The 16,552-nt window shown below is 65.1% G+C and carries 19 protein-coding genes and 1 pseudogene; 5 read left to right on the top strand and 15 right to left on the bottom strand.

The genetic code is table 11. From position 1 onward, the window contains the following. Nucleotides 1–261: 261 nt before the first annotated feature. Together GJ698_RS10380 and GJ698_RS10375 are read right to left on the bottom strand one after the other, a co-directional pair. Nucleotides 262–2,415: a S53 family peptidase gene (locus GJ698_RS10380; protein WP_154357535.1), complete on the bottom strand. Its 2,154-nt coding sequence runs from the start codon at nt 2,413–2,415 to the stop codon at nt 262–264. 104 nt (nt 2,416–2,519) lie between these two features. Further along, nucleotides 2,520–3,443 (bottom strand): LysR family transcriptional regulator, encoded by a 924-nt coding sequence (locus GJ698_RS10375; RefSeq protein ID WP_154357534.1) that lies wholly within the window; start codon nt 3,441–3,443, stop codon nt 2,520–2,522. A 123-nt stretch (nt 3,444–3,566) separates the two neighbouring features. Between GJ698_RS10375 and GJ698_RS10370 the strand changes: the two genes are divergently transcribed. From GJ698_RS10370 to GJ698_RS10360, 3 genes are all read left to right on the top strand, one after another. Beyond that, entirely contained in the window at nt 3,567–4,244 is a 678-nt protein-coding gene (locus GJ698_RS10370; RefSeq protein ID WP_154357533.1) for a type 1 glutamine amidotransferase domain-containing protein, read from the top strand. Then, nucleotides 4,244–4,540, top strand: coding sequence for a putative quinol monooxygenase (locus GJ698_RS10365; protein WP_154357532.1), 297 nt, complete (start codon nt 4,244–4,246; stop codon nt 4,538–4,540). Before GJ698_RS10370 ends, GJ698_RS10365 begins: the two co-directional genes overlap by 1 nt. Nucleotides 4,541–4,683: 143 nt before the next feature. Next, nucleotides 4,684–4,830, top strand: coding sequence for a hypothetical protein (locus GJ698_RS10360; protein ID WP_154357531.1), 147 nt, complete (start codon nt 4,684–4,686; stop codon nt 4,828–4,830). A 54-nt stretch (nt 4,831–4,884) separates the two neighbouring features. On the opposite strand, the gene GJ698_RS10355 is transcribed toward GJ698_RS10360, so the two are convergent. Next, nucleotides 4,885–5,781: an AraC family transcriptional regulator gene (locus GJ698_RS10355; RefSeq protein WP_154357530.1), complete on the bottom strand. Its 897-nt coding sequence runs from the start codon at nt 5,779–5,781 to the stop codon at nt 4,885–4,887. A gap of 139 nt (nt 5,782–5,920) precedes the next feature. Between GJ698_RS10355 and GJ698_RS10350 the strand changes: the two genes are divergently transcribed. Further along, nucleotides 5,921–6,895, top strand: a complete 975-nt coding sequence (locus tag GJ698_RS10350; RefSeq protein WP_154357529.1) for an SDR family NAD(P)-dependent oxidoreductase — start codon at nt 5,921–5,923, stop codon at nt 6,893–6,895. Here GJ698_RS10350 and GJ698_RS10345 read toward each other — a convergent pair. From GJ698_RS10345 to GJ698_RS10330, 4 genes are all read right to left on the bottom strand, one after another. Continuing rightward, nucleotides 6,892–7,389 carry a hypothetical protein gene (locus tag GJ698_RS10345; protein WP_154357528.1) on the bottom strand — a complete coding sequence of 166 codons (498 nt, stop codon included), beginning with the start codon at nt 7,387–7,389 and terminating at the stop codon, nt 6,892–6,894. The two genes, GJ698_RS10350 and GJ698_RS10345, sit on opposite strands and share 4 nt — an antisense overlap. Before the next feature lie 87 nt (nt 7,390–7,476). Continuing rightward, on the bottom strand, nt 7,477–8,052 hold the full coding sequence (locus GJ698_RS10340; RefSeq protein ID WP_154357527.1) for a TetR/AcrR family transcriptional regulator: 576 nt from the start codon (nt 8,050–8,052) through the stop codon (nt 7,477–7,479). Nucleotides 8,053–8,092: 40 nt separating this feature from the next. Continuing rightward, nucleotides 8,093–8,875 carry a 3-hydroxybutyrate dehydrogenase gene (locus GJ698_RS10335; RefSeq protein WP_154357526.1) on the bottom strand — a complete coding sequence of 261 codons (783 nt, stop codon included), beginning with the start codon at nt 8,873–8,875 and terminating at the stop codon, nt 8,093–8,095. A gap of 26 nt (nt 8,876–8,901) precedes the next feature. Next, nucleotides 8,902–9,468, bottom strand: coding sequence for a carboxymuconolactone decarboxylase family protein (locus tag GJ698_RS10330; protein ID WP_154357525.1), 567 nt, complete (start codon nt 9,466–9,468; stop codon nt 8,902–8,904). 153 nt (nt 9,469–9,621) lie between these two features. On the opposite strand from GJ698_RS10330, the gene GJ698_RS10325 reads away from it, so the two are divergent. Further along, entirely contained in the window at nt 9,622–10,869 is a 1,248-nt protein-coding gene (locus GJ698_RS10325; RefSeq protein ID WP_154357524.1) for a DUF2252 domain-containing protein, read from the top strand. A gap of 103 nt (nt 10,870–10,972) precedes the next feature. Here the strand turns inward: GJ698_RS10325 and GJ698_RS30890 are convergent. From GJ698_RS30890 to cbiE, 8 genes and pseudogenes are all read right to left on the bottom strand, one after another. Beyond that, nucleotides 10,973–11,308, bottom strand: a pseudogene (locus GJ698_RS30890) (CPBP family intramembrane glutamic endopeptidase); the annotation flags it as partial. 84 nt (nt 11,309–11,392) lie between these two features. After that, nucleotides 11,393–11,896 carry a single-stranded DNA-binding protein gene (gene ssb, locus GJ698_RS10315; protein WP_154357522.1) on the bottom strand — a complete coding sequence of 168 codons (504 nt, stop codon included), beginning with the start codon at nt 11,894–11,896 and terminating at the stop codon, nt 11,393–11,395. A gap of 87 nt (nt 11,897–11,983) precedes the next feature. Continuing rightward, the gene (locus GJ698_RS10310; RefSeq protein WP_154357521.1) at nt 11,984–12,337 is read right to left on the bottom strand and encodes a (2Fe-2S) ferredoxin domain-containing protein; all 354 of its coding nucleotides are present in this window, start codon (nt 12,335–12,337) and stop codon (nt 11,984–11,986) included. Continuing rightward, nucleotides 12,334–13,311: a precorrin-3B C(17)-methyltransferase gene (gene cobJ / locus GJ698_RS10305; RefSeq protein ID WP_154357520.1), complete on the bottom strand. Its 978-nt coding sequence runs from the start codon at nt 13,309–13,311 to the stop codon at nt 12,334–12,336. The genes GJ698_RS10310 and cobJ overlap by 4 nt, the downstream gene beginning before the upstream one ends. Further along, a complete protein-coding gene (locus tag GJ698_RS10300; RefSeq protein ID WP_154357519.1) occupies nt 13,308–13,712 on the bottom strand; it encodes a cobalamin biosynthesis protein in 405 nt (134 codons plus the stop codon). The genes cobJ and GJ698_RS10300 overlap by 4 nt, the downstream gene beginning before the upstream one ends. Continuing rightward, nucleotides 13,709–14,461 carry a cobalamin biosynthesis central domain-containing protein gene (locus GJ698_RS10295; protein ID WP_154357518.1) on the bottom strand — a complete coding sequence of 251 codons (753 nt, stop codon included), beginning with the start codon at nt 14,459–14,461 and terminating at the stop codon, nt 13,709–13,711. The genes GJ698_RS10300 and GJ698_RS10295 overlap by 4 nt, the downstream gene beginning before the upstream one ends. Next, nucleotides 14,458–15,255, bottom strand: coding sequence for a precorrin-2 C(20)-methyltransferase (cobI, locus tag GJ698_RS10290; protein ID WP_154357517.1), 798 nt, complete (start codon nt 15,253–15,255; stop codon nt 14,458–14,460). Before cobI ends, GJ698_RS10295 begins: the two co-directional genes overlap by 4 nt. Further along, the gene (cbiE, locus tag GJ698_RS10285; RefSeq protein WP_154357516.1) at nt 15,248–16,552 is read right to left on the bottom strand and encodes a precorrin-6y C5,15-methyltransferase (decarboxylating) subunit CbiE; all 1,305 of its coding nucleotides are present in this window, start codon (nt 16,550–16,552) and stop codon (nt 15,248–15,250) included. Before cbiE ends, cobI begins: the two co-directional genes overlap by 8 nt.

Here is a 16,552-nt window from a genome sequence, read left to right as displayed (position 1 = left end):
TGAAGAGGATGCACCCGGCGGCAGACCCTGCGGCGGGCGAAAAACTTGATTGAAACTTGATCTAGCGCAAAAACTGAAGGCAGTTTAAAACAGTTTTATTACACAGTCAAACTATACATTTGTGAATTTATGGCCTGACCACGAAACAAATTGGTCAGACCAATTTCGGCGGGACTATAACAGGAATGTAGCGGGAATGACAGCGCCCGGATACCTCCAAGAAGGAGGATATCCGGGCGCGCGGGTGCAGCGGGGAGCGGTTTAGCGGGCGCTGACGGTGACCGGAACGGTGACCTGGGCGCTGGCGCCGTTGCCGTCGGTGGCCACCACTTTCAGCTGGTAGCTACCGGTGACCGGCGAGGCCCAGCTGGCGACGATCTGCATGCCGCTGACCTGGAACGACATGCCCAGCGGCGCGCCGCTGATGCTGACCGACACCGATTTGCTGGTCGTGTCGCTGATGGAGATGGTGCCGCTCAACGCGCGGCCGGCGACGCCGGTGATGGCCGACGCCTTGATCACCGGTCCGCCGCCGGTGGTGGTGCCGGTCGTACCGGTGCCGGTGGTGCCGGTGGTCGTGGTGCTGGCGGCGGTAATCACGACGGAGTACACGCCCTGCCCGCTCAGGCCGGTCTTGCTGTCCTTGGCGGTGACCGTCACGCTATAGGTGCCGGCCACCGGCGCCGCCCAGCTGACCACGCCGGCGCTGCTGATGCTCATGCCGGACGGCGCACCCGTCAGCGTGTAGGTGACCGCGTTGCTGGCGGTAACCGACACGGTGAAGCTCAGGGCGGTGCCGGCCTTGCCGCTGATGCTGGCGGACGTGACCACCGGCGCCGTCTGCACGGTCAGGCCGGACAGAGTCGACAGCAGCGCGGTGGCGTTCGGCGTGCCGAGGCCGGTGGCCTGGTCGTAGCCGACTTCGCCGCTGCAGGCGCTGCAGCTGCCGTGGCTGCCCTTGGTGATGTCGGCAAACACGCTGGCGTAAGTGCCGGCCACGGTGGAGATATTGGTGTACAGCGCGGTATGCGGCGCCGCCAGCGCGGCCTTGCCGTTGACGGCGCGCAGCGCGTTGGCGACGGCGATCAGGCCGGCCCACTGCGGCGTCGCCAGGCTGGTGCCGCCGACGCTGGTCCATTTGACGGTGCTGCTGCCGGAGGCGATCACCGCCACGTACTGGCCGCTGTTCGGGTCGGCGTTGAAGGCGACGTCGGCCACGGTGCGGTGCGCCGCCGTGCCCATGCCCGGCACCGCCGTGCTTTGATAAGACGGCGTCGCAACATACTGGCTGACGCCGCCGCCGGTGCTGGACCACACCACTTCCGAGCGGGCGCCGCCAGTATAGGTCAGCGTGGTGCCGCCCACCGCCAGCACCTTCGGCGAAACCGACGGCCACGCCACGCCGGCGCCGGAGTCGCCGGTGGCGGCCAGGTAGGTCATGTTGGCGGCCGAGAATACGCTGTCGGCCGAGCTGGTGCCGCTGCTTTCGCTGCCGCCAAAGCTCATCGACACGATGCCGGCGCCCAGGTTGTTGGCCAGGCGCACGCCGCCCAGCAGATTGTCATAGCTAGAGCTGGCCGCTTCGATGAGCACGATGCGCGCCAGCGGCGCGGTGGCGTGCGCCCATTGCACGTCCAGCGCGATTTCGGTGGCCCAGCCCGAATCGTAGCTCGGGGCCGAACTGGTCATCGCGCCGGCTGCGGTGCTGTACACCACCGACAGTTCGCAGGCGGTCGATGACGCGGTCGCCAGCGGCAGGCTGGCGTTGGTGGCGATGGCCTTGGTGGCGCAGGCCGGCAGGCCGAACTTGGTGTTGAAGGCCGACAGTTCGGCCGCCACGTTCGGGTTGTGCTGGGCGTCGACGATGTAGATGGTCTGGCCGGCGCCAAGCTGGGCCGCCTGGGCCGTGGTCAGGCCGGTGAAGCTGGCCGGCAGCGTCGGCAGGCCGTAGGCGGCGCGGATCTGCGCCGGGGTGTAGGTGGCGACCGTGGTGGTGGTGGCCAGCGGCGTGGCCGCCGAGGTGTCGGCGTCGGTCGTGCTGTCGGCGCTGCGCAGCGCCTGCACCTGGCGCAAGGCCTCCACCGTCAGGCGGCGCGAGTCGAGGCGGCGGAAGGCGGTCGGCACGGTTTGCGTGTGCACGCTGGCCGGCGCCGCGTCACCCGGCGCGGCATCGGCCGGCGTATCGAGCAGCACCGGCGCCATGTGGAACGACGGCTGCGCGAACTGCTGCGCATCGGCCGGCGCCAGGCTGCCTGGATCCAGCGTCAGGATGGTGGAAGCGGTCGCCAGCGGCGCGGCGCTCTGCGCCTGCGCGCTGTCGGCGGAGGTATCGGCGCCGCCGCAAGCGCTCAGCAGCGCAGCGATGCAGGTCAGCGGCAACGCCCAGAGGCGCTTGTTTCGGAGGAAATCTTGCATGGCAATCTCTCGGATCGGGAAAAGAGGGGGCCAGCAAATACTAACAAATTTCCACATGGAAATGTCTTACTTATTGGCTAGGTACGGCCGAAAATCGCGTAAATTCACGTAAAGAGTGGGCTTTTGTTGCCTTCCTCATCATGTTGCCCAGCCAGCAGGAAGTCGCGCAGCAGCCGCGCGCTGGGGCCGATGCGCTGCGAGTGGACCAGGTAGATTTCCAGCGCGGCTGTCTCGACTTCCGGCAGCACGCGCACCAGCTCGCCCGATCCCAGCAAGGAGGCCGCATCGTAGGCCGGCAGGCGCGCGATGCCCTCGCCCGCCAGCACGAACGCCAGCCGCGACGCCGCGCTGTCGGTCACCACGTCGCCGCGCACCGGCACCTGGACTTCCTGGCCGTCGACGCGCACCGTCATGCCGCGCTGGCTGGCCGGATACACCACCCAGCGATGCTGCTCCAGCTCGGCGACCGAGGCCGGCGTCCGGTAGCGCCGCAGATAGGCCGGCGACGCGCACAACATGGTCGGCTCGCGCACCAGCCGCCGCGCCACCAGCGACGAATCGGGCAGCGGCCCGGCGCGCACCGCCAGCTCGATGCCCTGCTGCACCAGGTCGACATTGGCGTCGTTCATCGACACGTGCAGGCGGATGGCCGGATAGCGGCGCCGGAATTCCAGCAGCCCCGGCAGGATGCGCTTGCTGCCGAAGTGGTGCGAACAGGTGATGCGCACCTCGCCACGCGGCTCGGCGCGCAGCAGTTCCATGCCGCGGATGCCGTCGTTGGCCTCGTCCAGCAGGCGCTCGCAATGGACGCGGAAGGCCTCGCCGGCTGGCGTCAGGCTGAAGCTGCGGGTGCTGCGCTGGGCCAGCGGCACGCCCAGCTTGATCTCCAGCGCGCGGATGTGGTGGCTGACCACGGCGCGCGTCAACCCCAGCGCGCGGGCGGCGGCGGCAAAACTGCCGCTGCGCACCACTGTGGCAAACACCGCCATGGCGCGCAATTCATCGAGTATCGGGGCAGGATCGCTCATGATTGTATTAATTCGTTTGACATTGCGTCATCCTAGCAGTATCTACCCGGCCCTGCCAGATGCTCCTATAGTTACCTCAACCCGCACCGTTATGCGGATTCTCAACTAAATCAGGAGCTCGCCATGACTACCAAACACGTACTGTTTATTTTGACAAACGCTGCCGAAATCGGCCCTAACAAACGCGCCACCGGCTATTTCTTCCCTGAAGTCGCCCACCCTTACGAAGTGTTCGACCACGCCGGCGTGGCGGTGGAATACGCTTCGCTGGAAGGCGGCGCCATCCCGGAAGACGGCTATGACGCCAACGATCCGGCACAACTGGCCTTCCGCAACAGCGCGGCCATCCGCCGCATGAACCACAGCCGCAAGCTGTCGGAAGTGGATGTGCGCGACTACGACGCCATCTTCTTCCCTGGCGGCCTGGGCCCGATGGTCGACATCGCCAACAACCCGCAGGTGCAAGCCGCCGTGCTGCAAGCCTGGAACGCTGGCAAGATCGTCGCCGCCGTCTGCCACGGCCCTGCCGCGCTGCTGGGCGTGAAGCTGGAAGACGGCACGCCGCTGGTCTACGGCCGCAAGCTGACCTCGTTCTCCAATGACGAGGAAGCCGGCTACGCCCAGGCCGACGTGCCGTTCAACCTGGAAACCGCGCTGCGTGCCGAAGGCGCCCAGTACGCAGCAGCCAGCGTCTGGCAAGAGCACGTGGTGGTGGACGGCCGTCTGATGACCGGCCAGAATCCAGCCTCGGGCGCTGGCCTGGCGAAGGAAATCGTCAAAGCCCTGCAGGGAGCGCAGTAATGAGCGCCGGCGCACTCACCGTGGTTGCCCGCTGGCAGCCGGTCGATGGCAAGCTCGGTGACGTGCTGGCGATCGTGGCGGAAATGCGCCCGAAATCGCTGGCCGAGCCAGGCTGTCTGAGCTACGAGGCCTACCGTGGCGTCGACCAGCCGCACACGCTGCTCCTGGTGGAGCAGTACCGCGACGAAGCAGCGCTGGAAGCGCACAAGCAGTCCGAGCACTATCAGTCGCTGGTAGTGGGCCGCGCCCTGGCGCTGCTGGCGGACCGCCAGGTCGAAGTACTGAGGCCACGCTAAGCCGCTTCCCTGTCCAAGCTTGCGCGCATGAGGTACTTTGATGCGTCGCACAGCAAAGACAGGGAATCACGGAGGCCAACCGCTTTCTGCCGAAGAAGGATCACTACGACATCACGCTGGTCGGCGAACGGCCGGACGGCGTGATGTGCTCCAGCGGCATGGAGTTCAAGGTCCACCACGACTATCCGCATTACCACGCCGAGGACTGGGGCCATGACCTCGCACTCAAGATGGCCAAGCTGCTAATCCCTTTCCTCAGGCGCCACCATTGCCGCACGCCATCGGCGTGATTGCGCTGACGGTGACCGTGCTCGGACTGGCGGCGCGCACGCTGCACGCGCTGATCAGATCACAACGCTGGAGATCTCGCTGATATGCTCGCGTAGTTGCGAGGCGTCCTGCTTGGGCGGGCGGCCGAACAAGCGGGCATATTCGCGGCTGAATTGCGACGGGCTTTCGTAGCCGACGGCGTAGGCGGTGCGGGTGGCGTCCATGTCGGAGGCCAGCAGGCGGCGCGCCGCCTGCAGTCGCAGCGTTTTCTGATACTGCAGCGGACTGGTCGAGGTGACCTCGCGGAAGTGGCGGTTGAACGATGACACGCTCATGCCCGCGATCTCGGCCACCGTCTCGATCGGAAACGATTCGTCGAAATGATGGCGCATCCAGTCGATCGCGCGCCGCACCTGCGCCAGCCGGCCCTCCTCGCGCCCGATTTGCCGCAACAGCGGCCCATGCGGACTTTGCAGCAGGCGATACAGCAGTTCGCGCTCGCGCGCCGCCGCGAGGATCGGGATATCTTCCGGCGTGTCGAGCAGCGCCAGCAAATGATCCCACGCTTCCAGCACGGCACGCGACACCGTGCCCACGTGAAAGCCCAGCACCGCGTTATCCGGCGGCGCCTCCGGCATGTCGGCGATTAACGAAGTAAACAGCGCGTGGTTCAGCGTCAGCCCGGTGCCCAGGTAAGGCTTGTCACCGTCCATTTCGAACACGCACAGCGTGGTCGGCAAATCGATCAGCGAGGCGTAGCAGCCGCCCACGCCGTAGCGCAGCATCTTCTTCCCCACCATCATCTGCTTGGCGCCTTGCAGCACCAGGCAGACGCCGGCGCCCACCGCCGTCATCGTCGGTTCGGGATTGCGGAACGCGCCGATCGCCAGCCGGGGAATCGCCGTCTCCATGTGCTGCTCATCCATGTGGCGCAGCACCCGTCGGCACATCTGGTCAATTAAGTCGTCCATCGGTCCAGTGTACCGGATTGAGCGGATCAGGCAAGAAATTGACCAATTTTGGCGAGCGGCCGGCAAGGCGGCGGCGTATCTTGGGCAAGGCGGGCGCGCTGGGTGCGCGCTCTCTTTTGACCTACCGGAGAACTACACCATGAAAATTTTTGGCGCAACATCGACCACCGACGAGGTACTGGACGGCATCAACCTGCGCGGCAAGCGCGTCTTCATCACCGGCGTTTCGGCCGGACTGGGCGTGGAAACCGCCCGCGCCCTGGTGGCGCACGGCGCCGACGTCATCGGCACCGTGCGTGATCTCGACAAGGCACACGTCAACACCAAAGTGGTGCGCGACGCGGCGGCGCACAGCGGCGGCAGTTTCCAGATCATCCACATGGACCTGGCCGACCTGGCGTCGGTGCGCAAGGTCAGCGATGCGATGAGCGCCGCCGGGCAGCCCTTCGACCTGGTGGTGGCCAACGCCGGCGTCATGGCCACGCCGTTCGAACACACCAGGGACGGCTTCGAAAGCCAGTTCGGCACCAACGTGCTGGGCCACTTCGTGCTGGTCAACCGCCTGGCGCCGCTGATGCGCGACGGTGCACGGCTGATCGTACTGTCCTCCAACGGCCACCGCTTCGCCGACGTCGATCTGGACGATCCGAACTTCGCAAACACGCCATACGATCCGTGGCTGGCCTACGGCCGCTCCAAGACCGGCGACGCGCTGCTGGCGGTGGCCTTCGATGCGCGCCACCGTCATCGCGGCGTGCGCGCGGCCAGCATCCATCCCGGCGTGATCCTCACCGAACTCACGCGGAATATGGATCCTGCCAACTTCCAGGCAGCGTTCACGTCAATGAACGAACAGCATCTGGCGCAAGGCTTCCCGCCATTCGCGGTGAAGACCGTCGCCCAGGGCGCGGCCACCACGCTGTGGGCCGGCATTACCGCCGATGCGGCCACCATAGGCGGCAAATACTGCGAAGACTGCCACGTCGGCGAAATCCTGGCGGACGACGCGACGGTCAGCGCCTTCAGCGCCGGCGTGCGTCCATATGCCCTCGACCCGGCGCGCGCCGACGCGCTGTGGGCCAAGGCCGAAGCGCTGACGGGCGAACGCTTTTAAGCTTGACGGACGGCGTGACGGCGCAGTTGCACCAGCTGGTAGATGGTGCCGATCACGAACAGCACGAACACCCCGGCCAGCGCCATCTGCACCGGCGCGGAGTCGGGGCCGTTGCCGATCGGATGGCCGGCCGGCAGGCGGCTCAGGGTTTCGTTGGTGCCCGGCACCATCAGCAGCAGGAAGCTGAACGACATCAGCACCACCTGCAGGTAGGCGGCCGCGCGGCCGAGGAAGGCCACGCGTGTCACCAGCGTGGCAACCGCCATGACCACCAGCGTCAGCAGGCCCAGCGCGTGACCGGGATTGAAGCCGCCAGTGCTCGACAGGCCGAAAGCCGTCACCACCGAAGCAGCCATGCCGATCCAGTACACCTTGCCGATGCTGGTGGCTGGATCGATTTTTCCATGACGCTTGAAGGCGACAAGGCCGGCGACCAGCGGGACCAGACTCAGTATCGTGTGGACAGCGCCGAAGGCGGACATAGGATGGGCCATGATAAAACTCCTTTGATCTACTAGTTGGTAGGTGCTTGGTTTCAATAAAAGGCCATGCAATCCATGGCCGAAAATATACAGCGGTGATTACTTCACAAGCAGCCTGTCGATGGCCTCGCCGACGATACGGACAAAGACATCGGCATCGCCAAACACCCGCGCCGACAACATGGCACCATGCGCACTGGCCATGAACGACTCGGCCTCGACCGCCGCGCCACGGGGCAATACCAGCTGCCCCTGGGCGGCGCCCTTTTCCAGCGTGTGCGTCAGCCAGTCGGCCAGGTCGCCAAAATACAATTTGACCTCGACCGCCACGTCCGACGGCAGCGACAGCAGTTCCGACGCCAGCATCGCGCACAGGCAGAACGGCGCCGTGTCGTCGCGGATGCACTTCTCCCAGTGGCCTGCGTAGGCACGCAGCTGCGCCACCGGATCGGGCACCTGCACCGCCAGCTGCGCCAGATTCACCTGCACCGTTTCCCGGTAACGCAGCAGCAGCTGCCGCACCAGCTCCGCCTTGGTGGCAAAGTGGAAATGAATGCTGGGCTTGCTGATGCTGACCACCTCGGCGATGTCGGCATAACTGAAGGCGTTATAGCCCCGCGTCACAATCAAATGCTGGGCGGTATCGAGGATGCGGTTGGCGGTATCTGAACTCATGCCGCCAATATACCAACTAGTAGGTTTGTTCGCAAGCGATTTATTGCATGAACCAGCCGTGACTGACGACGATGGACTGGCCGGTCAGCGCATTCGACGGGAACGAGGCCAGGAATAATGCCGTTTGCGCCACATCGTCCACGGTGGTGAACTCGCCGTCGACGGTCTCCTTCAGCATCACATTCTTGATGACTTGGTCTTCCGTGATGCCCAGCTCCCTGGCCTGCTCGGGAATCTGCTTTTCCACCAGCGGCGTGCGCACGAAGCCGGGGCAGATGACGTTGGCGCGCACGCCATGCGCCGCGCCTTCCTTGGCCACCGTCTTGCACAGGCCGATCAGGCCGTGTTTGGCCGTGACGTACGGCGCCTTCAGCACCGAGGCTTCCTTGGAGTGGACCGAGCCCATGTAGATCACGCTGCCGCCGCGTTTTTGCCCATACATCAGCTTCAGGCAGGCGCGCGTGGTGAGGAAGGCGCCGTCGAGGTGAATCGCCAGCATTTTCTTCCAGTTGCCGAAGTCGAAGGCATCGACCGGCGCGACGATCTGGATGCCGGCGTTGGAAACCAGGATGTCGATGCCGCCCAGCTTGCTTGCAGCGGCGGCGATGCCGGCGTCAACCTGCTCCTCATTGGTGACGTCCATCGCCACCGCGATGGCGCGCGCGCCGGATGGATCGAGTTCGCTGGCGGCGGCCTGCGCCGCCTCCAGGTTCAGGTCGGCGATGACGATCTTGGCGCCGTTCTGGAAAAATACCGTGGCGATTTCCTTGCCGATGCCGCTGGCCGCGCCGGTGACGATGGCGACTTTGTCTTGTATGCTCATGATGGTCTCTTCAATAGGTTGGGTGGTTATTCACGTTCGGGAACCGGGACGTTGAAGCCGTTCAGCGTGGTCGACACCAGCGCGTACAGGCCGACCAGGTAGATCAGCTCGTTCGTGCCGTGCTGGCCGAAGGTGGCGATGGCCTGCCGGTACAGCGGTTCGGGCAGCGTGCCGCCGCGGCTGAGGGCGTAGGAGAAATCGAAGGCGACGTTTTCTTCCTTCGACAGGTCGGCCGGTTTCAGGTCCGCCACCAGTGCCGACAGGCGTTCGGACGACATGCCTTCTTTTTCCGCGACGGCAACGTGCGCGTACAACTCATACGCCGCGTCGTAGCGGGCGCCGACCACCAGGATCGCGATCTGGCGCACGTTGTCCGGCAACACGGCGTTGGCCGTCATGGCCAGCGTCAAATCCCAGATCGCCTTGCCGATGCCCGGCTCGTGCAGCCAGGGATTCCATGGGCCCATCAGGGCGCCGTCCTCGCGTTCAACCTTGAACGCGTTGAAGTTGCTGGCGATGCCTTTGCGCATGCTGTCGTACAGCGTTTTTTGTTCGGCCGAGAGTTCGGCAGGGGGAATCAACGGAAGTCGCATGGTTTCCTCGTGTGGGTGGAGAGAAGACGAGGAAACCGATAGGGCGCCGAGGCCGTGCGTGTTACCTCGGATTGATTCTGGCAGTTTACCGATCAGCGAGGCGTCCGATTGAAACGCCGTCTTCGTGGCAGAATGCCATTTTCAGGAGCGGCCATGGCGAAGTTACGCAAACGTGATGTGGTGGGCCTGATCGCGGCATTCAACGCGGGCCGCGATCCGGAGCGCGTTGCGCAAAAATACCGCCTGATCGCCGCCAATCCCTTCGCCTTCCTGCGCGGCACCTGCCATTTGTTTTACCAGGACTTTCCGGCCGACACCTCTTTCAACCAGGCGCCGCCCGCCTGGAGCTGCGGCGATTTACACCTGGAAAATTTCGGCACCTACAAGGGCGACAACCGCCTGTCCTACTTCGATCTCAACGATTTTGACGAAGCCATCCTGGCGCCGGGCAGCTGGGAGCTGGCGCGCTTTCTGGTCAGCGTGCTGGTGGCGGCCGACACCTTGAAAGTGCGTGCCGCCGACGCCGTCGCGCTGTGCCATTGCTTCCTCGACGCCTACGTCACCAACTTGATCGACGGCAAACCGCGCTGGGTGGAGCGCGCCACGGCGGACGGCATGGTACGCGACCTGTTGCGCGACCTGCGCTCGCGCGAACGGCCCGCCTTCCTCGACCGCCGCACCGATATCGTCAAAGGCAAGCGCAGGCTGCGCCTGGACCACATCAAGACGCTGCCGCTCAACGACGGCGAGTGCGACAAGGTGAAACGTATCATGGCCGCCTATGCGCACGCCCAACCGACGCCGGCATTCTTCCGCGTGCAGGACGTGGCCCGGCGCATCGCCGGCACCGGCAGCCTGGGACTGGAGCGCTACGCGGTGCTGGTGCGTGGCCGCGGCGGACTGGATGGCAACTTCCTGCTCGACCTGAAGTTCGCGCCGACCTCCGCGCTGGCGCCATACGTGCCCACCGCGCAACCGGAATGGCGAACCGAGGCTGAACGCGTGGTCGCCATACAGAAACGGATGCAGGCGGTGTCGCCCGCGTTCCTGTCGGCGGTGAGCCTCGGCAGCGAGTCGTACGTGTTGAGGGAATTGTTGCCGCAGCAGGACCGCCTCTCGCTCAACCTGTGGGGAGGCAAGCTGCGTCGACTGGAAAGCGTGATGCGCACCATGGGCGGCATCGTCGCCTGGGCCCACCTGCGCTCGGGCGGCAGGCAAGGCTCAGCCTGCGCCGACGCATGGATAGAGCACGGCCTCAACGCGGCGCAATGGCGTCCCGCGCTGATGGATTATGCGCAGTGCTATCATGGCCAGGTGGTGGCGGACTGGAAGCAATATGCGGCAGCCGCGACGCCCGCGAGTAAAGCAGTGCCGCGACGCCGACCGCCAGCGAAAAAATGACATTCTCCACCTGGGCATAATCAGGTTCGAAAACCACCATGCCTCTCACATGGCCGAAGTTCATGCTGTGATAGCCGGTGGCGAAAACAATCATCAGATCCCAGCCGAAGTGAAAGCCGATGGCAAACCACAGGTATCGGCTCTTCAGCACCGTCCAGCCGAAAAACATCCCGGCGACGAACGCCTGCACGTAAAAAAGCGGCGACTTGTGAAAATGCGATGCAGAGAACGCCGCCGCCTGTATCGCCAGCACCAGGCCAGACAGCACCGATGTGATGTCGCGCCTGCCGAGCACGGCATAGGAAACCAGCGCAGCAATCGGAAAGCTGAGCGAAGTGACCAACAACGAGGCATCGTGCCCAACATGCGCGAGGCGAAGCAGGAAAATGGATAAGACAAACGCCACCACCGGCAACGCGACAAGCACAGCTTTTTTCATGAGATGTTCGGCATTCCAGCAAACGTAAAAAAAGCCCGTAACCACCAGGGTTACGGGCTTTTTTGCATTTTACTTAACTTCTTATCAGAATGGAATATCGTCATCCATATCCGAGAAGTTCGGCGCTGGGCGTGGGGCCGGGCGTGGGGCTGGTGCCGGTGGCGCCATTTGTGGACGTGGTGCCGGAGCCTGACGCTGTGGTGGGGCTTCGTAGCCGCCGCTGTCGTCCATGCCGCCGCCATCACCCATGCCTTGACGGCCACCCAGCATTTGCATCTGCTCGGCGATGATGTCGGTGGCGTATTTCTCCACGCCGTCCTTGTCGGTGTACTTGCGCGTCTGCAGACGGCCTTCGACGTAGACCGACGAACCTTTTTTCAGGTACTGGCCGACGATTTCCGCCAGGCGGCCGAAGAACGAGATGCGGTGCCATTCGGTCAGCTCTTTCTGCTCACCGGTGTTGCGGTCTTTCGATCTGTACGAGGTCGCCACGGCGATGTTGGCGATCGCATCACCGCTAGGCATGTAGCGAATTTCCGGATCACGACCCAGGTTGCCGACGATGATGACTTTGTTGACTGATGCCATTTTATTAAAACTCCAAGATGTTCGGCGAAAGTAGAAGTTTAGCTCACTTTTGGGTTGGAACCCTAGAATCCGCGTGCCGGGATCTTGTTATGCCTCAAAATCCGTCGCGCCCGCCTGATGGAACACCAGCTCCTCCACGCGCTTGCCGTTGCACAGGTGCTCTTCGACGATGCGGTCCATGTTTTCGGACGTGACGTTGTAGTACCAGGTGCCATCCGGCTGCACGCAGACGATGGGGCCGCCCTTGCAGGCGGCAAAGCAGCTGACGCGGCTGCGCTTGACGCGCAACTCGCCCGCGTCCAGCCCGGCGGCTTTGAACTTGGCGCCCAGGCTGTCGAACAGCGCCTGCGAGGCGCCGTCCTCGCTGCAACGCGGGCCGGTGCACACCAGCAGGTGACGGTAGTAATTGCCGATCTTTGGCTTGACGACGGGTTCGCTCATGCTTCGCTCTCTTCGCTGGCGGCGGCTTCGGCCACCACTGGTTCGTTCAGGGTGTCGCGGATGTAGTCGGCCGGCAGGCGGTGGCGCGCCGCCAGCGTGTCGATGCTGTCGCCGGCCGCGTGTTCGGCTTGCAGCGTTTCCAGCCAGCCCAGCAGGCCGGTGGACAGCGAACGGCCGGCCTTCTCGCCTTCGCGCGTGGCGCCGCCCTCTTCCATGTCGTACTTGTTGGCGTAGCCGCGCGGCGTGACCATCAGGCCGTGACGCACGAAGGTGTTGCTGTTGCCGATCAGGACGGTACTCAGCATGCCGATGTCGGCTTCGGCCATCGAGTCCAGCGTGGTGAAGACGATGTTCTGGCGGCGGCGGTAGCCGCTTTTGACGATCGCCACCGGCGTGTCCGGACGGCGATGGCGCAGGAACAGGCGCTGCGCTTCAACGATCTGGCGCGTGCGGCGGCCGCTCTTCGGGTTGTACAGCGCGACGACGAAATCGGCCATGGCCACCGCGTCCAGGCGGCGGGCGATGGTCGGCCACGGCGTCAGCAGGTCGGACAGCGAGATGGCGCAGAAGTCGTGCGTCAGCGGCGCCCCGACCAGGGCGGCGCAGCTGTTCAGCGCCGAGGCGCCGGGGATGATTTCCACCTGCACCGCATCGTCCGGCGTCCAGCCGGCCTGGAACAGCACTTCGAAGGTCGGCCCGGCCATGCCGTAGACGCCGGCGTCGCCCGACGAAATCAGCGCCACCTTCTTGCCGGCGCGCGCCGCTTCCAGCGCGCTGACGGCACGGTCCAGCTCTTCGGTCATCGACTTGCGGATGATCTCCTTGCCTTCGATCAGATCGGCCACCAGCTTGATGTAGGTGACGTAGCCGATCACCACGTCGGATTCGGCGATGGCGTCGCGCGCGCGCTTGGTCATGTGGTCGACGCTGCCGGGGCCTATCCCCACCAGCATAATTTTTCCTGCTTCACTCATGATGTTTTCCTTGCGATGGAGACGGTGGCATTGCGGCCATCAGCGCCTTTGAGTTTGTGTTTTTCGACGACCAGTGCGGTCATCGGCGTATCCGGTCCGGCGGCCAGCAGCGCGGCCGCTTCGCTCACCGATGGCGTGCCGGTGTAGCGGCGCACGGTTTCGGAGGGATGCGGCACTTCGACTTCGGCCAGTTCATGCGCTTCGTAGAAATGCAGCGGCCAGCCGTTTTCCTCGGCCAGCGCCAGCAGCGCCACTTCGTCCTTCTTCAACGTGATGCTGGCGGCGGCAACCACCTGCTGCGGCTGCGCGCCGGCATCGGCCAGCGCGGCCTGCACGGCTGCACGCAGCGTCTCCAGCAGCACGCCGCGGTCGCAGCCGAGACCTATGGTGAATTCGCTCATGCTTCCTGCGGCGGGCGGTAGACCACCAGGCGTTCGTTCAGCGTGGTCCAGCGTTCGTCGGTGACGTCGGCGTGGGTGACCCACAGCAGCGCCGCGTAACGGTCCAGCGGCACATCGTCGAAGCGCGTGAAGCGGTGGATGTTGTCCGGCAGCGGCGTCGGGCGGGTCCACCAATCCGGGCTGCCCGCTTCCTGCACGAAGGCGATCGGCTCGCCGTTGACCACGTGCGCGGATACGCGCGTGATGTTGATCTTCGGCGCCTCCACCTTCCAGCCTAAGTGGCGTCCCAGGATATCGACCGGAATCGTGCGGCCAACGTCGGAAGCGGTGGTCAGCACCGGCGCGGCGCCCAGCAGGTCGGCCACGCGCTCGCTCCATTCGTTGGCGCCGCCGACGTGGCCGGACAGCACCGGAATCACGTACTGGCCCGCGTCATCCACGACGATGATGCCCGGATCTTCGTCCTTGCTGCGCAGGTGCGGCGCGATCAGACGCACCACGGCGCCCAGCGAGACGAAGAAGATGATCTGGTCGTAGCCGGCGAACAGCGGGCCGATTTCGTCGCGTAGCGCGCCGTCATAGGCGCGCACGGTGTTGCTGGCTTCCGCAAACACGACGGCGAATTTGGCCGAGGTGCAGATGTCGGCTTCCGGCAGGTCGGCGGCCAGGCGCGCGGCCTGTGCGGCGCCGTGCTTGGTGATGGCGACCAGGCATACGCGCGGTGCCGGCTGGTTGGTGATGGTGCTCATGCGGTCTCCAGGAGGTGAGGTTGTGGGCCGTCCTTGCGCAGGCAGCCCTTGATGCGTTCACCGCGTATGCGGTGTGAGTGTTTGATGATCAGCAGCGACAGGTAGCTGACCTTGGTGCCGCGCAGCGTCAGGATGTCGTTGCCGCTGAAACGGCGTTCGTCCGGTGCGCCGACGCGTTCGATGAAGTGCGCACCGTCCAGCAGGTCGCGCTGCTGCATCCAGTCGATCAATTCGTCTAGGATGGGTTTTACCTTCATCAGGATCAGCGTGTCGAAGTCCGGCAGCAGGCGGTCCACTGCGCTGACGCCGTAGGCCGCCGGCACGATGGCGACCGTATCGTCCTGCTCCGAGAACGGCACCGGCACCTTGGCGCAGGCGGCGGTAAAGGAGTTGACGCCGGCGATGATCTGCACCTGCACCTGGGCGTCGATGGCGTTCAAGGTACGGGCCAGGTGGCCGAAGGTGGCGTAGGTGCTGGCGTCGCCTTCAACCAGGAACAGCACGTCGCGGCCTTCGCGCAGCCATGGCAGCACGGTGTCGGCAGCGCGCAGCCATGCGCGGCCGAGCTTTTCGCCGTCGTGCGTCATGGGGAACAGCAGTTGCGTGTGCTGTTCCGGCGGCGTGACGCCGGCGCGCACCACGATGTCGAAGGCGTAGCTTGGCGTCTTGCCGCTACGCGCCGGGTAGACCCAGATGGTGTCGCGGCGTTGCAGCGCTTCCCACGCGGCGCGCGTAATCAGGCCTGGGTCGCCTGGGCCGAGCGAGATGCCCCACAGGGTGCCCGGCTTAGTCATGGCCGGCCTCGCGGCGCGCGCAAACGATCCACACCGGATTTTCGGCAGCCATGCGGTGCATATGCAGAATCGGCTTGCTGCGCGCGGCTTGCAGTTGCAGCACGTCCCAGCTCACGCCTTCCAGCGCCTGCAGCGTGGCGGTCGCGGTGGCGAGGTTTTCCAGCGTGACGAAGTTCATCACCAGCGTGCCGTTGGGGCGCATGCGCGCCATGATGCCGCTGATGAGCGTCGCCAGTTCGCCGCCGGAGCCGCCGATGAATACCGCGTCCGGATCGGGCCAGGCATCCAGCCCCTCCGGCGCCTTGCCGAGGTACAGGCTGTAGTTGCTGACGCCGAAGCTGGCGTGATTCTGGCCGGCGATGGCGTAATCGGCGTCGTTCTTTTCGGTCGCGTAGACGTGGCCTTGCGGGCAAAGGCGCGCCGCTTCCAGGCCCACCGAGCCGGAACCGGCGCCGATGTCCCACACCACGCTGTCCGCCCGCAGTTGCAGGCGCGCCAGGCTGACGGCGCGTACTTCCTGCTTGGTGATCAGGCCTTTCTCGGGCTGGCGCTGCGCGAACTCCGCATCGGCCAGGCCGAAACGCACCGGCCGCGCAAACGGCGTTATGCGCCACAGCAGCACGACATTCAGCGCGGCGAACTTCATCTCGGCCGCCTGTTGCGGCGTCAGTTCGGCCAGCACGCGCTCTTCCGGTTGCAGCAGGTTTTCCGCCACCGCCATCAGGAAGTCATCGCCCATGCCTTCGGCCAGCAGCAGGCGTGCGATGCGGTCCGGCGAGTTGTCAGGGCTGGTGAGGATCAGCAGGCGGGCGTGCTGGCGCGCGGCCTGCGCCAGTGCGTACAGGCCGTGACCCGGCACGCTGCCGCGCTGCCATTCGCCGGCATCCTTGGCGTGTACGGAGACGATGCACGCATCCTGCCACGCGAGGCCGATGCGGGCGCAGGCCAACTGCAAGGTCGACAGGTTGGGCAGGATGTCCAGCGCTTCGACGCACAGGTGCTGTGCCAGATACGGGGCGATGCCGTGGCACAGCGGGTCGCCGGTCGCCAGCACCACGCAGGACAGGTTGTCGGCGCGCGCCGCGCGTACCCATTCCGGTACTTCTTTCAGCTTGCCGGTCAGGTCGTGGCGCACGGCGCCGGCTTTGAATTCGCGCTCGAAAAGCGCCAGCGTGCGGGCGCCGCCGATGACGACATCGGCGCTGCGCAGCAAGGCCAATGCGGTCTGGCTCAAGCTGGCGGTGCCATCATCGAGCACACCGATGACGCGGCAGGGATTGGGATCTTTGATGTCCAT

This window comes from Duganella aquatilis, from assembly GCF_009674565.1.
In the GTDB taxonomy this organism is placed as follows: Bacteria; Pseudomonadota; Gammaproteobacteria; order Burkholderiales; family Burkholderiaceae_D; genus Rugamonas; species Rugamonas aquatilis.
The sequence above is the reverse complement of the archived record's forward strand: the minus strand, read 5'-3'. Positions and strand labels throughout refer to the sequence as shown.

Bases quoted from the DNA above. Each gene is read 5' to 3' on its own strand.
- GJ698_RS10380 (WP_154357535.1), bottom strand. From the start codon at position 2,415: ATGCAAGATTTCCTCCGAAACAAGCGCCTCTGGGCGTTGCCGCTGACC.
- GJ698_RS10375 (WP_154357534.1), bottom strand. From the start codon at position 3,443: ATGAGCGATCCTGCCCCGATACTCGATGAATTGCGCGCCATGGCGGTG.
- GJ698_RS10370 (WP_154357533.1), top strand. From the start codon at position 3,567: ATGACTACCAAACACGTACTGTTTATTTTGACAAACGCTGCCGAAATC.
- GJ698_RS10365 (WP_154357532.1), top strand. From the start codon at position 4,244: ATGAGCGCCGGCGCACTCACCGTGGTTGCCCGCTGGCAGCCGGTCGAT.
- GJ698_RS10360 (WP_154357531.1), top strand. From the start codon at position 4,684: ATGTGCTCCAGCGGCATGGAGTTCAAGGTCCACCACGACTATCCGCAT.
- GJ698_RS10355 (WP_154357530.1), bottom strand. From the start codon at position 5,781: ATGGACGACTTAATTGACCAGATGTGCCGACGGGTGCTGCGCCACATG.
- GJ698_RS10350 (WP_154357529.1), top strand. From the start codon at position 5,921: ATGAAAATTTTTGGCGCAACATCGACCACCGACGAGGTACTGGACGGC.
- GJ698_RS10345 (WP_154357528.1), bottom strand. From the start codon at position 7,389: ATGGCCCATCCTATGTCCGCCTTCGGCGCTGTCCACACGATACTGAGT.
- GJ698_RS10340 (WP_154357527.1), bottom strand. From the start codon at position 8,052: ATGAGTTCAGATACCGCCAACCGCATCCTCGATACCGCCCAGCATTTG.
- GJ698_RS10335 (WP_154357526.1), bottom strand. From the start codon at position 8,875: ATGAGCATACAAGACAAAGTCGCCATCGTCACCGGCGCGGCCAGCGGC.
- GJ698_RS10330 (WP_154357525.1), bottom strand. From the start codon at position 9,468: ATGCGACTTCCGTTGATTCCCCCTGCCGAACTCTCGGCCGAACAAAAA.
- GJ698_RS10325 (WP_154357524.1), top strand. From the start codon at position 9,622: ATGGCGAAGTTACGCAAACGTGATGTGGTGGGCCTGATCGCGGCATTC.
- ssb (WP_154357522.1), bottom strand. From the start codon at position 11,896: ATGGCATCAGTCAACAAAGTCATCATCGTCGGCAACCTGGGTCGTGAT.
- GJ698_RS10310 (WP_154357521.1), bottom strand. From the start codon at position 12,337: ATGAGCGAACCCGTCGTCAAGCCAAAGATCGGCAATTACTACCGTCAC.
- cobJ (WP_154357520.1), bottom strand. From the start codon at position 13,311: ATGAGTGAAGCAGGAAAAATTATGCTGGTGGGGATAGGCCCCGGCAGC.
- GJ698_RS10300 (WP_154357519.1), bottom strand. From the start codon at position 13,712: ATGAGCGAATTCACCATAGGTCTCGGCTGCGACCGCGGCGTGCTGCTG.
- GJ698_RS10295 (WP_154357518.1), bottom strand. From the start codon at position 14,461: ATGAGCACCATCACCAACCAGCCGGCACCGCGCGTATGCCTGGTCGCC.
- cobI (WP_154357517.1), bottom strand. From the start codon at position 15,255: ATGACTAAGCCGGGCACCCTGTGGGGCATCTCGCTCGGCCCAGGCGAC.
- cbiE (WP_154357516.1), bottom strand. From the start codon at position 16,552: ATGGACATCAAAGATCCCAATCCCTGCCGCGTCATCGGTGTGCTCGAT.